Source organism: Bartonella sp. CR84HXZ, from assembly GCF_042194535.1.
In the GTDB taxonomy this organism is placed as follows: Bacteria; Pseudomonadota; Alphaproteobacteria; order Rhizobiales; family Rhizobiaceae; genus Bartonella; species Bartonella grahamii.
Genome location: NZ_JBHIMY010000015.1, coordinates 1 through 12,666 on the forward strand (window position 1 = coordinate 1; position 12,666 = coordinate 12,666).

11 protein-coding genes and 1 tRNA gene are annotated in these 12,666 nt (G+C 35.2%); 3 read left to right on the forward strand and 9 right to left on the reverse strand.

The window, feature by feature from the left end; all coding sequences use genetic code 11:
• Positions 1-195: 195 nt before the first annotated feature.
• From ACFIKD_RS07015 to folE, 7 genes are all read right to left on the reverse strand, one after another.
• Entirely contained in the window at positions 196-1,062 is an 867-nt protein-coding gene (locus tag ACFIKD_RS07015) for a DNA adenine methylase (protein WP_375620555.1), read from the reverse strand.
• A gap of 68 nt (positions 1,063-1,130) precedes the next feature.
• Positions 1,131-2,513, reverse strand: a complete 1,383-nt coding sequence (locus ACFIKD_RS07020) for a ParB/Srx family N-terminal domain-containing protein (RefSeq protein WP_375647586.1) — start codon at positions 2,511-2,513, stop codon at positions 1,131-1,133.
• A 274-nt stretch (positions 2,514-2,787) separates the two neighbouring features.
• The gene (locus ACFIKD_RS07025) at positions 2,788-3,945 is read right to left on the reverse strand and encodes a tyrosine-type recombinase/integrase (RefSeq protein WP_375647587.1); all 1,158 of its coding nucleotides are present in this window, start codon (positions 3,943-3,945) and stop codon (positions 2,788-2,790) included.
• A 687-nt stretch (positions 3,946-4,632) separates the two neighbouring features.
• On the reverse strand, positions 4,633-5,139 hold the full coding sequence (locus tag ACFIKD_RS07030) for a hypothetical protein (RefSeq protein ID WP_015856440.1): 507 nt from the start codon (positions 5,137-5,139) through the stop codon (positions 4,633-4,635).
• A 135-nt stretch (positions 5,140-5,274) separates the two neighbouring features.
• Positions 5,275-6,447: an alpha/beta hydrolase gene (locus tag ACFIKD_RS07035; RefSeq protein WP_015856441.1), complete on the reverse strand. Its 1,173-nt coding sequence runs from the start codon at positions 6,445-6,447 to the stop codon at positions 5,275-5,277.
• A gap of 193 nt (positions 6,448-6,640) precedes the next feature.
• A tRNA-Leu gene (locus tag ACFIKD_RS07040) sits at positions 6,641-6,725 on the reverse strand.
• 139 nt (positions 6,726-6,864) lie between these two features.
• On the reverse strand, positions 6,865-7,485 hold the full coding sequence (folE, locus tag ACFIKD_RS07045; RefSeq protein ID WP_375636064.1) for a GTP cyclohydrolase I FolE: 621 nt from the start codon (positions 7,483-7,485) through the stop codon (positions 6,865-6,867).
• A gap of 125 nt (positions 7,486-7,610) precedes the next feature.
• On the opposite strand from folE, the gene ACFIKD_RS07050 reads away from it, so the two are divergent.
• From ACFIKD_RS07050 to thrS, 3 genes are all read left to right on the forward strand, one after another.
• On the forward strand, positions 7,611-8,039 hold the full coding sequence (locus ACFIKD_RS07050) for an iron-sulfur cluster assembly scaffold protein (RefSeq protein WP_375636063.1): 429 nt from the start codon (positions 7,611-7,613) through the stop codon (positions 8,037-8,039).
• Positions 8,040-8,390, forward strand: coding sequence for a membrane protein insertion efficiency factor YidD (yidD, locus tag ACFIKD_RS07055; RefSeq protein WP_375636062.1), 351 nt, complete (start codon positions 8,040-8,042; stop codon positions 8,388-8,390). It abuts the gene before it with no gap.
• A gap of 111 nt (positions 8,391-8,501) precedes the next feature.
• Positions 8,502-10,478, forward strand: coding sequence for a threonine--tRNA ligase (gene thrS, locus ACFIKD_RS07060; protein WP_375644959.1), 1,977 nt, complete (start codon positions 8,502-8,504; stop codon positions 10,476-10,478).
• 1,120 nt (positions 10,479-11,598) lie between these two features.
• Here thrS and ACFIKD_RS07065 read toward each other — a convergent pair.
• Together ACFIKD_RS07065 and ACFIKD_RS07070 are read right to left on the reverse strand one after the other, a co-directional pair.
• Positions 11,599-12,102 carry a MerR family transcriptional regulator gene (locus tag ACFIKD_RS07065; protein WP_375647589.1) on the reverse strand — a complete coding sequence of 168 codons (504 nt, stop codon included), beginning with the start codon at positions 12,100-12,102 and terminating at the stop codon, positions 11,599-11,601.
• A gap of 195 nt (positions 12,103-12,297) precedes the next feature.
• Positions 12,298-12,612 carry an integration host factor subunit alpha gene (locus tag ACFIKD_RS07070; protein ID WP_015856447.1) on the reverse strand — a complete coding sequence of 105 codons (315 nt, stop codon included), beginning with the start codon at positions 12,610-12,612 and terminating at the stop codon, positions 12,298-12,300.
• Between the last annotated feature and the right edge of the window lie 54 nt (positions 12,613-12,666).

Here is a 12,666-nt window from a genome sequence, read left to right on the forward strand (position 1 = left end):
CGCGCGAAATTCTTTAGAAAATGATTTCTTAATTTTGCTCGTCTCATGGAAGCGATAGAGAATGTCTTCGCCCATTTGAAGCATTGGTTCTCAAAGAGTTAAACACACCAAACCTTTCCTTAAAATATGAAATTGACTGACAGCAATCAAACTTTCAAAGCTTGTAGAGAGAACAAATTTTGTTTATGAAAGCAGCTAAGCCACGTTACAAAGTGATGTTATATTCTGTTCTAATGATTGTGGAATTTTGATCTTTGGTGAGAAAATCATCAGTTCTTGAGCTTGTCTCTTATTTTGTAGAGAATACCGTATATTAAATTCTATTTTAGGATATTGATTGTACAAGAATTTAATTTCTTCTACGTTGTCATAAGTAATTAACCAAAGCGCATTCACATGTTTAGAAATGATACTTTCTAAATCGCAATGATCTTTAGCTTTATAAAATGAAGTATACAGCTCTTTTCCTTTTTTAAAATAAGGAGGGTCCATATAAAAAAAGGTGTTTTCATCAGTTCCATAACGCAGCAAAAATTCCTGTGCATTTAAACGAGTTAAATATATCCTATCTTTTTGTACACTTATATTTCTAATCCGGCTAATTAAGTCCCTTTTGTTGAATCTACAGTTTATTTTGTAACTCCCAACTTGTTGTTTTCCTCCAATAGGACCAGCATTTTTAATGATTCCAGATCTGTTTGTGCGATTCAAAAAAAATGCAGCAAACCCAACGCTAAGCACGTCTGCGTTTTCAGGAGAAATTTCTTTTTGTTTATACCACTCTTCTAAGTTAATGGTCGTTGTATTGATTTTTTCTATTAATTCTTCTGTCTTGTGCAAAACACAATACCAAAAACTCCAAATAAACGGATCAATATCATTAATGTAGATATCTTTAACATCGTTATTTAAAAGAAAATTTAGAGCCAATCCGCCCCCACCAGCAAAAGGCTCACGATAAGAACATCCATTTAATCCATTTTTCTCAAAAATTTCTTTGATTCTTCCATAGAGTGCAGCCTTGCCACCAGGATACCTTAATGGAGAATAGTTATAAGCCATCTCTGTAAACCTTACAGTATTAAAACAAAGCCATGTTATCATATTTTGTTCATATTGGACAGCAATGGCTAAAGCATTTGACGAGCATTCTGCAATTTTTTGTCATACACTTCATTGATTAATTGCATTAACACTGGCTTTAATACTTGTATATCACTGAGAACCTCTAGATAACTCAAGGGTGCTGAACAGAAGGCATGTTTAGCTGTATTGGCTTGCATTCTAACCTTTGCTAGAGTGTCTAAAATAGCTTTCTCATTTTCATTTATATACTGTGTATCGTCAAATTCGGTTTTTAATAATCGACAATACTTTGAAAGCTTATCCTTTAAAAAATTATCAAAAGATTTGTTTTCTCGGCCTAAAAAGCCTGTCAGCCCTTCGAATAAACAACTAAACGCTATATACACAAGAGGTGTATCAGCGTCAGTACCTAATTTTTTTACTGAAGAATATATACTGATGGGTTTTATAATACCTAATTTCTGCAACTGATCTGCAATTTCTTCATCATAAATGCGGCGAAATAATTTTTGTTTTGGATAATTTCCATATTTATTCGCATCGCTTGTAGGTAGATTATCTTTTCTTTTAGAATACTCCGTTTCTTTTTTATCCTTGCCTTTTCTAGCAAGCTTTTTAGAATAACTAAATAAATTAGTTAGATTAGAAGAATCAAATGATTTAGTTAGACCAAATTTGCGAGATAAGATTTCAAAATATTTTTCTATATCTTTTCTATTATTGCAAGAACGAGAATCTATCTTTTTTTCAAGTATATCTTGTACAAATTGTTTCAAAAAATTATCAAGTGCAGAATTTTCTTCATATGAACATGAAAAGACGAGCTTGTCCTCCAACTGATTATAATAAATTCCAGTATACTCAAAAAAAGTCGTTTTGGAAATCAAACGTGTGACAGTCGTAATATCATAATCTAATGAAGGATCCTCCAACAGATGATTCAATAATAGGTATGCAAATCTATTCGGATTGTCTGGCGAATAACGTGACTTTTGTATAGCATTCCATGGCTTCACACCTTTTCCATTATTTTGACCTAAATGCTTTATCTCCATCCAGTGATTTGCTTCTTTTATGTCAGAAGCAATAGCACATTCTACAGAAGTTATGTGAATTTTACGGTCAGCACTATATTTAGCGATCTTTTTACCTAGATGCTCTGGAGCTAGACTTGGATTATCAAGAAGTTTGAGCGCAGCAAGCCGCCGATTACCTTCTTTAACAACGTACTTCTCTCCATCTTGTATTACCATAAGCTTTTCAAATGGAGACAACCCGTTTTCAGCAATATCTTCGGCTAATTCCAAAATCTTTTCTGTAATACAAAGAAAATTTATAGCATCCTTTTCACTTGTGAATCTGGGAATTCTAGGATTTTCTAGATCAAGTTTAAGTATTTTTAAAGAAAATTCTTTAGTGTTTATCATTACTCTTAACCAACAATACAAAATATCGAATCATAATATTAACATGGTAAACTGACAAATATTCTATATTAAAGTCTACTTTATATATGAATCACACTTTGGAATCTCTCTTTAATCTTCTCTAGCTAAAAGGCGAGTAATGTTTTAAACATCGTCCAACTTTTTCCTGTTATTTCAAAGTGAAGTAAACGTAAATGCTGCAAAAGAATCCAGTTCAGACACTTACATCATTTGAGAAAAATTTCTGAGAAAAGACTCTCTATTTTTAATTTTGTCAAGCCTTTCCTGATATAAAAGACGCCCATTGTTCCAAGAGAACATGTCGCTGTTCTAAAAAATCCGTTCGCATATAAGCTTTTGTCACTGAACTCCCAACTGAATGGGCAAGAACAGTTTCGGCAATTTCAAACGGTGTTGACGTTGTCTCTGCTATCCAATCCCGTAAGCTTGAACGAAAACCATGGGGACGATAAGTCAAACCACAAACTGTCATATACTTTGCCATGGTGGCATCAGAAATGGGGTTGCCTCTAAGACCAGAAAAGAGAAAACCATTCTTTTCAAAGGGGAGAGTTTTTTCAATAACTCTCAAAGCTTCATCACTTAGTGGCACGCGAAAGTCTGAAACTTTCCCTACAATACCTTTCATGTTCTCTTTTGGTATCGTCCATATATTTTTGTCAATTTGTTCAAGGCGCAAATAGCGCAATGGATATGACCGTGCTCCAGTCAAAATGAATAACTTCAGTGCTAAATTTGAAAGGATCTTATCATCCAATCTTTGATAAAATGCCGGAACCTCTTGCCATGGCATAGCAGGAATATTTGTTGATGTCGCACGTGGTTTTCCTAAAAGAGCGCGTGCCTTCATACAAGCCTGTAGATCAACATCTAAACCAAGAGCCGCTGCATATTTCAAACAAATATTGATACGGTTAAGTGCTTTTCGCGCTGTGTCTGCTTTTTCATGCCAAAGGGGTGAGAGAACATTGCGAATGATATTGGCTGTTAATTTTTCTATAGGTAAATTACCTATGTGTGGAATCACGTGCAACTCTAGTGGAGAAAACCAGCGGCCGTTTTTACCTTCATTTTTCAACTCTGCTTTTTTGCTTTCAAAAGCCGCTTTTGCAATTTCTTGAAAAATATTGCTTTGCTGTTTTAAAATAGTCTGTTCTCGAAAGACAATAGGATCATTACCTTCTTTAAGAATATCACTATAATATCTTGTAAGCTCACGCGCTTCTTTTAAAGAGAGTTTCGTAACAGGACCAAGTCCCATTTCACGGCGCTTATTGTGGTGCGTATAGCGGAAAAACCAAGAGCGTGTATTGTCTTTTCGAACATTCAACCATAGCCCTGCCCCGTCACAATATTTACCCTGCGAGGACGTCTTTACGAATGATGCTGATAACCGATGAATCGCCCTCACTTAACGTCCCCTCTCGTCCACCTTTTCAAGCATTGCTCGTCCACCTTTTAGACCACCTTTAATTTCTGATTTGAGATTTTTCCTTTAATACTTACTTTTTTTATTGAATCATAAAAAGCTATGACATCAATATGCTCTTGCGCACCTTGATACAACTTGATTCTTGCTGCTAAAGCCTGATTCGCTCTCTGGGGGCACCATATGATTTTTTAATTACGTGTAGCTTATTCATTTTCCGATCCTTTTTAAATTCAGGAGAAGATAGAGCTGGGCGTGAATTTAAAAAACGTGTTATTTTTATCAAATTTCTTTTTTAATGCTTTAAATTCAGCCAATTCCTACCAAGGAAAATATTAGAGTTTAAGTTTCTAATGAATATACTAACAACTCCATAACATTGGCAAAATTATCCAGTGAGCCGTTATTAAAAGAATCAGAAAGTTTTTTGTAAAGTTTCTTTACACAAATATTTTCTTCAATAAAGCCACCTAATGCATCAGCCTTAACTTTACCAAAGATATAACCAAAGTCTTTTAAAGCTTTAACACGGTAAAGAGTGTGATTATAAAATACATGTGTTTCATTTATTAAAACAAATTCTTTTCTTTTAAAAGATTATAGCCTTCTATCTAACAGCGTTTTTTACTGTAAAATTCAAGTTATCTATCTGCTCAACTAAAAGAACTTTTATTGTTTAGCTTTTGTGCTTTTTTCAAAGAGATGTGGGCTTTCAAGAATAAGCTTTTCTCGTGCTTTCTGTAACTGTTTAATGACTTCATCAATCTTTGATGGAGAACAAAAAGATTCTTGGCTATTCAACAAATGCAGCCTCTCCTTTCCCTCATATAAACATTGCATCTGAGATTGAAGTATTCTAACTTCTTGAAAAAAAAGACGTCCTGTTTCCTTAAAACCATTGTTAAGTGCAAAAAGTTGATCGGAAATGGATAGCAGAATTTGTTTTAAAAAACGCTCATTTTCTTGGCGTTTACGATATTCTAAAATAAGAGCATGGCTTATCTCATCTAACTGTTTTTTTGTAGAATCAATTTGACGCAATAAATTTGGTTTTTCCCCCATATCACCTTTTCTCACCTTCACAAGCATAGCATGAATATCTAACAACTTAATTGCGGAATGAGATAAATAATCAACAACTGTAGGCGTATTAACATAGCGTTTCCGTGCAATCATCACAAACTCACCTAATGACTGTTTTTTACATTCATCCCGCTATTTATTTTTCATTTTACAAAGCCATTCTAAAGAAAGTGCTAAAAAATATTACCTCCAATGCATTATTCGATGTCCCCTTCTCTCTTTTCACTATCAACGTGGAATCCGTGGAGAGAGAAAACGTACAGGTGTATAAAGGATAAGATGTGTTGTTTTCTCCAACACACTACTACCGTCAGCAAGAAGGGCTTGACTAGGTGACAATTCTGTACCTTGCATAATTGTGGAAGCCAAAGAACCTTCCCGAGAAAGAGCCATCAACGTTGGCGAAGATGCAAAGACATTGTGTGCTCCCCCATCCACATGAGAGAAATCAAGAACAGCTATTCCATTTTTACGCAACATTTCAATATCTGAGCCATCGCCCACACGATGATGTCCACCCGTAAGACGTCCTGAAACCGCGAGAGCTTTATCCGCTCTGGATACTAAAATAGCTGTTGGCTGCGGAAGTTTTTTTATATCATTAAGTTGGCGCTCAAATACATCAACATCAATGTCTGGTGCCGCCATTAATAAACTTGTAATACGACGAATAGGCTTATATTTTTTCTGTAAAGCTAAAGTTCTAAATGCTTCCATTATAACAAAATTGCCCATAGAATGCGCAATAACCGAAATCTGATCAGCATTGGTTTCACTAATAAGTGTTAAAAGCTCTATCAATCCGTCACGGGCAAAATTAGCACTGTCACGATCATAAATATAAAGAGGAACAGATCCGGCAGAAGGCCAAGAATAATGCACAGCGACAACATTTAAAGAATAATCGTGTGTAAACTGTGCTGTACGAAATGTACCATCTGCAAAATTATTATTATACCCATGGATAAAAAGAAAAATTTCTCTTTTTCCTTTTGGCTTTTTTTCTAAAGCAGCATTTAATTGCTGTTTAAACTGTTCTTTATTATCGTATTTTTGCAATGCTACTGCTGCAAAATACTTATCATGCGTAGGTTTATACGCATTTATTTCAACAACTCCCTTTATATGTTGCTGAGGAATTCCTACATCAACGCGATTGTAATGTACTTTATTTGATCGCTCTGCACCATAAGGTTGAGCGTAATTATTTTGCATCATACGACTTGTTGCAACATACACTGGAATGATGGCTTTTGGAGAAATCGGGTTCCCTTCAACTTCCCGTTCTACTGCAGTCATAGAAGGAGTTGCATGCACTCCATGCCAAAGCACAGCGCGTGAATCACTACATGCTGACAATAAAGAAATACAAATAAGAAGTGTTAAATATCTCAAAATCATTATACTTCTCACTGCAACTTCACCCCCACCCTATAAAAATATAACATTTCAAATGCACAGATAAAGTAATAAAAAATGAAACATTATTAGCAACACATCAACAAATAACATACAAAAAAGATTTTTCTATAATGCCCGTAAATCCCCTCTCTCTACATAACTTCATCTCATTACAGAGAGACTCACTGCTAACTGGTGCGGTCGAGAAGACTCGAACTTCCACGGGTTGCCCCACAGCGACCTCAACGCTGCGCGTCTACCAATTCCGCCACGACCGCACGTGGGAAGAAAAACATTTTGGTTTTTAGCCTTTAACAAATCATAAAGAAAGGTACAAGCCAATTTTCTCTTTCTCATAATTTATTTTTATCCGGACAATTTATAACTTAATAGAGATTACTAAAAATATGGACTTTACTACGATCTTTGAATCATCATCATAAAATGTGCTTGTGCAGCTTGATCTTTTTCATAATAACCATGAAAGTTTTTTGTAATTGTTGTAGAGCCCTGTTTTTGGATTCCTCTCATAGCCATACACATGTGCTCAGCCTCAATCAATACTGCTACACCATGAGGCTTCAGATACGTTTTTAACGCGTGAGCCACTTGCGCTGTCATAGCTTCTTGTGTTTGTAAACGACGAGAAAAAATATCTACAACACGTACAATTTTTGAAAGGCCAACAATTTTGTCATTAGGAAGATATGCTATATGTGCTTTCCCAATAATTGGGATCATATGATGCTCACAGTGTGAATAAAAAGGTATATTTTTTACGATTACGGCTTCATTGTATCCTGAAACCTCTTCAAAAACTGTACCTAAGATTTCTTTAACCGATTGACTATAACCACTAAAAAGCTCGCGATATGCCTTGGCTATACGTCTTGGAGTATCTAAAAGCCCTTCTCTATTTGGATTTTCCCCTATCCATAAGAGTAATGTACGAATCGCTTCTTCCACCTCTTCAATACTCGGACGCTTTTCTTCAGATAAAAAAGAATCCTTCGCGTCTTCTTTAACAACATTACGCATTCAAAAACTCCAAGCTTACTCTATACAAAGCATTTGCTCCATACCTATTTCATTTTGTATAATCTCTATATAAGCGAATTAAAAGTTTAAACAATCACGACTCTCAAAATTTCAGGTAATAGCGCATGATTGATAATATCTATAATGATAAAATACTTGAATATGCTGCACATATAGACAAAATTGGGCGTCTTAATAATCCTGATGCAACATCAAGAAAACATGCACACCTTTGTGGTTCGACAATCACTGTAGATTTAAAAGTGGAAAATGGTATTGTTACGGATTTTGCCCATGAAATACACGCATGTGTGCTAGGGCAAGCATCGGCTTCACTTTTAGCATCTCATATCATCGGACAAACAACACAAGATCTTAAAATATTGCGTGAAGTTATTTATCAAATGCTAACGCAAAATGGTCCTTCTCCTCAAGCTCCATTTGAGGATTTTTCTTGCTTACAGCCCATTAAAGACTATAAAATGCGCCATGCAGCAACACTACTACCCTTTGATGCAACGATAGACTGCATTCAAAAAATTGAAGAAAAATAAATGTTCAAATCACAATCTCGACAAAAAAAAATAACTCGAAATTACACAGGCACTTGGCAAAAAACACCTGGACGATTATTGGGTATTTTCTTAATACGTTTCTATCAAATAACACTTTCAAGTCTTATAGGCAATCAATGTCGCCATGCTCCGACTTGTTCAGAATATACATATGAAGCGATTGCACGCCATGGGCTTTGGGCTGGTGCATGGATGGGACTCTTTCGTATCATACGTTGTGGGCCCTTTGGAACAGATGGCTTTGATCCAGTACCTATTTCTCTTGGAAATTCTTGCTGTTTTTATAAACCTTGGCGTTACTGGAAAATTTCTGACAAACACAACAAATAATCCTTTTCTTTTTTCGTATGTATTGATAAAAAATTATTCTATAAGCTTTTTACTCGATTTTCACGAAACCATCCGCAATCGTTAGCGGAATTGGATTAAAAGGGTGTTTTTATGTCTTGCTCTGTTTCTCTTTCTTTTCCTGATGGTTCAAAACGTAATTACCCCCCCGAAATGACTGGTTTGGAATTAGCAGAATCCATTTCTAAATCACTCGCAAAAAAAGCAGTCGCCTATAGTCTTGATGGTATCACGCGAGACTTATCGGATCCATTGGAACAATCTGGTCAAGTAGAGATTATTACCCGAGAAGATTCACGTGCTCTTGAACTCATAAGACATGATTGCGCCCATGTCCTTGCTGAAGCAGTGCAAGAACTCTTTCCTGAAACGCAAGTAACAATAGGTCCTGTCATTGAAAATGGATTCTATTATGATTTTGCACGCCAACAACCTTTTACATTAGATGATCTCACCGTCATTGAAAAGAAAATGCGTGAAATTATCCAACGCAATAAGCCTTTTAGAAAAGAAATTTGGTCTCGTGAAAAAGCCAGAAAAATTTTTTCTGAGAAAAAGGAATTTTATAAAGTTGAACTTATTGATAGCATTCCTGAAAATCAAGATTTAAAAATTTATTATCAAGGAAAATGGTTTGATCTTTGCCGCGGACCGCACATGCAATCTACAGGGCAAATTGGGAATGCTTTCAAATTAATGAAAGTCGCAGGAGCTTATTGGCGTGGCGATGCCAATAATCCAATGCTCACAAGAATTTATGGAACAGCATTTGCAAATGAAAATGACTTAAAAGCCTACCTCCATATGCTAGAAGAAGCTGAAAAACGTGATCATCGCCGCTTGGGACGTGAAATGGACTTATTTCATTTTCAAGAAGAAGGGCCAGGAATGATTTTTTGGCACAAAAAAGGTTGGAAAATGTTCCAAAATTTGATCAACTATATGCGTAGACGCCTTGATGATCATCAATACGCTGAAGTTAATGCACCACAAGTTCTCGATAGGTCACTCTGGGAAATATCTGGCCATTGGGGCTGGTATAAGGAGAATATGTTCAAAGTAATTCCAGCAGCAGAAGATTCAGATCATGGGAATGTTTATGCCCTTAAACCAATGAATTGCCCTGGTCATGTGCAAATTTTTAAACATGGTTTAAAATCTTATCGTGATTTGCCTATTAGACTTGCTGAGTTTGGACTTGTTCATCGTTATGAGCCTTCGGGCTCTTTACATGGTCTTATGCGTGTGCGTGGTTTTACGCAAGATGATGCGCATATTTTTTGTACTGATGAACAATTAGCCGATGAATGTCTCAGTATTAATGATCTTATTTTATCAACTTATGCTGATTTTGGTTTTAAAGAAATCAGTCTTAAGCTTTCAACACGTCCAGAAAAACGAGTTGGGTCTGATGCATTATGGGATCATGCAGAAAGTATCATGGAATCTGTTCTTAAAACGATTGAAACAAAATTTGCAGGACAAATCAAAACAAGCATCCTTCCAGGTGAAGGAGCATTTTATGGTCCAAAATTTGAATATACATTAAAGGATGCTATCGGTCGTGAATGGCAATGTGGAACAACACAAATAGACTTTAATCTCCCTGAACGTTTTGGTGCATTCTATATTGATAAAGATTCAGAAAAACGTCAACCTGTTATGATCCACCGCGCTATTTTTGGATCAATGGAGCGTTTTCTTGGTATATTAATCGAAAATTTTGCTGGACATATGCCACTCTGGCTTGCTCCTGAACAAGTTGTTGTTGCAACAATTACGTCCGAAGCAAATGAATATGCCCAAAAAATAACGGCAAAACTTAGAGCTATTGGGCTTTCCGCAACAATAGATCTCCGCAATGAAAAAATTAACTATAAAATACGAGAACATTCGTTACAAAAAGTCCCCGTAATTTTGGTATGTGGTAAACGTGAAGCTGAAACAAACAGCGTAAATATGCGCCGCTTAGGAAGTACAAATAAAACCCTTTTATCTGTAGAAGATGTGATTAAGCAACTCTCAAATGAAGCAACACCTCCAGATTTGCAGCGTGTAATAAATGCATAACATCACAGAAGATGGTAATACGTTAATTTTTTACTATAAATCTTCAATTTTTGTACAAAACGAAATGATTTGATATTGTAGTGCATTTTTGTTTCATGCACAATTATCTATTACCAGAAAGAATCACGTGATCACTCTCTACAGAGTGGATTGGTGAAAAAGTTGAATGTAAGCTATAAGCTGTTTAAATGAAAAAATCATAGACAATTGAATATTAATAATAACATTAATCTTTTACCTTTGTAATGAAAAGATGGCGCTATTATCATGGATAGATCATTACGATAATTATAGCAACATCAAGCAAGAAGACGGAAAACAAGATCATATTTATTAATAAAAAATATGTAAAATTAGCTGAACAATGATATGTCTTGTTCGTAAAATAAGACCTTATAAAAAATACAACATATTGATTTATAATAATAATATATCGTTATTCATATTAAATAAGGTTTCGAATATCATAGGACTCTCTCATTTTAAATATGTTTATGTTGAATCTATCAAAATCATTCGCTTGCACGAAATAAGTGAAATGAGTGTGTGGATAAAAATTATTGAGAAAGGACTTTAAAATGCTCACAATAAACCGCCTCAAGTGCTAAAATTGTTGCAATCATTGAGGGCAAGCTAAACTATAATGATGATGCCGACTTGCTCTTTCATAAGTGTAAAAATAGCGGTACTCAACGGGTTTAGCATTATATGATTCACGAGGAATCATGATAAAATAAGCTTAAGGAGCCTTAAGAAACATCTCTTTAAAACAAGCATATAAATTGGTAAACCAATAGCATTCTATATCCTGCAATCTACACTGATGAGATATTGCCTTAACTTTTATAAAGTCAAATCAGAGAAAAATGGTAAAACTCAGCGTTTATTCTTTCCCCTCTTTATATTTTACCAAATTAAAAATTCTTATAAAAAACTCGTTAAATATACACATACGATACATTACTACTCGTTGAACGTATAAAACTCTGGGCACACCCATAAAACGTCTATATCTACGAAACACATTGCTACGCTAGACGCAAGATATTGATTTGTAAAACAATTTCAAAACACATGTTTTGCTAAAAAAGCAACACGTATAAAACAAAAAATATTATTGCTATCGTGCTCTATCAAGAACACGCTTACATTCAATGAGTTCAAATAGGATTTCTTGCAACAATGCTTTATCAGTTTTATCTTTGTAAAGATTCACAGAACCGACAGATGTTTCTCCCTCATTTCTCATGAAACTCAAAAGCCCAAAAGAAGATTTCTTAGGCTTATTGCTAGCATTTTCAGAAATTTGTCCTGCATGTTTCTTCTCTATGACCACATTCATAGCATCAAGATCACCATTACCCAATGCAATCACAAAAGCAACACCATTTTCTTTCAAAAGGCGTTGCACACCTTTTATCGTATAACCCTGATCATATAATAACTGCTTAATACCATTGAGCAAATCAACATCGACCGGACGATAATAGCGCCTTCCTCCCCCACGTTTCATTGGTTTAATCTGCCTAAAACGTGTTTCCCAGAATCTTAAGACATGCTGCGGAAGCTCCAACAACTCGGCTACTTCGCTAATTGTGCGAAAAGCATCAGAGCTTTTATCCATTTTGCAACACCTTATTTAAAACAAAATAAATTACTTTACAATGACTCATTCTGTCTCAATTTCTCAACAAGATTAGTCAAAAATAAGACCATCATTGACGACTTACTCAACTGTCTTTTTCTAAAAAACAAAGACCTTTATTTTATCATTTTTTTAACAAATACCAAACATATCATGGCATTCATTTATGAGATATCATTTTTTCTGTCTTGCACGATGCGAATCTAAAATTCTCTGTTTAAGGACATTAGCAGCCTTAAACGTCACAACACGTCGCGGCGGAATAGGCGCTTCAACACCCGTTTTTGGATTGCGTCCAACTCGTTCATTTTTACTGCGAACCTGAAAAGTTGCAAAAGAGGATAATTTAACCGCTTCACCTCTTACAAGTGAGTTGCAAATCTCATCCAAAACCAATTCGACTAAAGCTGCTGATTCAGTATGTGACAAGCCCACTCTTTTACAAACTACGCTCGCTAAATCTGCACGCGTTACTGTCTTACTTGTCATTATAACCACCTATTAAAATATTAAAAATTACAAAATGACTTATACGTTTTCTTG

Coding starts and splice junctions, on each gene's coding strand:
- ACFIKD_RS07030 (WP_015856440.1), bottom strand. CDS start 5,139: ATGATTGCACGGAAACGCTATGTTAATACGCCTACAGTTGTTGATTAT.
- ACFIKD_RS07050 (WP_375636063.1), top strand. CDS start 7,611: ATGATTGATAATATCTATAATGATAAAATACTTGAATATGCTGCACAT.
- ACFIKD_RS07035 (WP_015856441.1), bottom strand. CDS start 6,447: ATGATTTTGAGATATTTAACACTTCTTATTTGTATTTCTTTATTGTCA.
- yidD (WP_375636062.1), top strand. CDS start 8,040: ATGTTCAAATCACAATCTCGACAAAAAAAAATAACTCGAAATTACACA.
- ACFIKD_RS07070 (WP_015856447.1), bottom strand. CDS start 12,612: ATGACAAGTAAGACAGTAACGCGTGCAGATTTAGCGAGCGTAGTTTGT.
- thrS (WP_375644959.1), top strand. CDS start 8,502: ATGTCTTGCTCTGTTTCTCTTTCTTTTCCTGATGGTTCAAAACGTAAT.
- ACFIKD_RS07015 (WP_375620555.1), bottom strand. CDS start 1,062: ATGGCTTATAACTATTCTCCATTAAGGTATCCTGGTGGCAAGGCTGCA.
- ACFIKD_RS07065 (WP_375647589.1), bottom strand. CDS start 12,102: ATGGATAAAAGCTCTGATGCTTTTCGCACAATTAGCGAAGTAGCCGAG.
- folE (WP_375636064.1), bottom strand. CDS start 7,485: ATGCGTAATGTTGTTAAAGAAGACGCGAAGGATTCTTTTTTATCTGAA.
- ACFIKD_RS07020 (WP_375647586.1), bottom strand. CDS start 2,513: ATGATAAACACTAAAGAATTTTCTTTAAAAATACTTAAACTTGATCTA.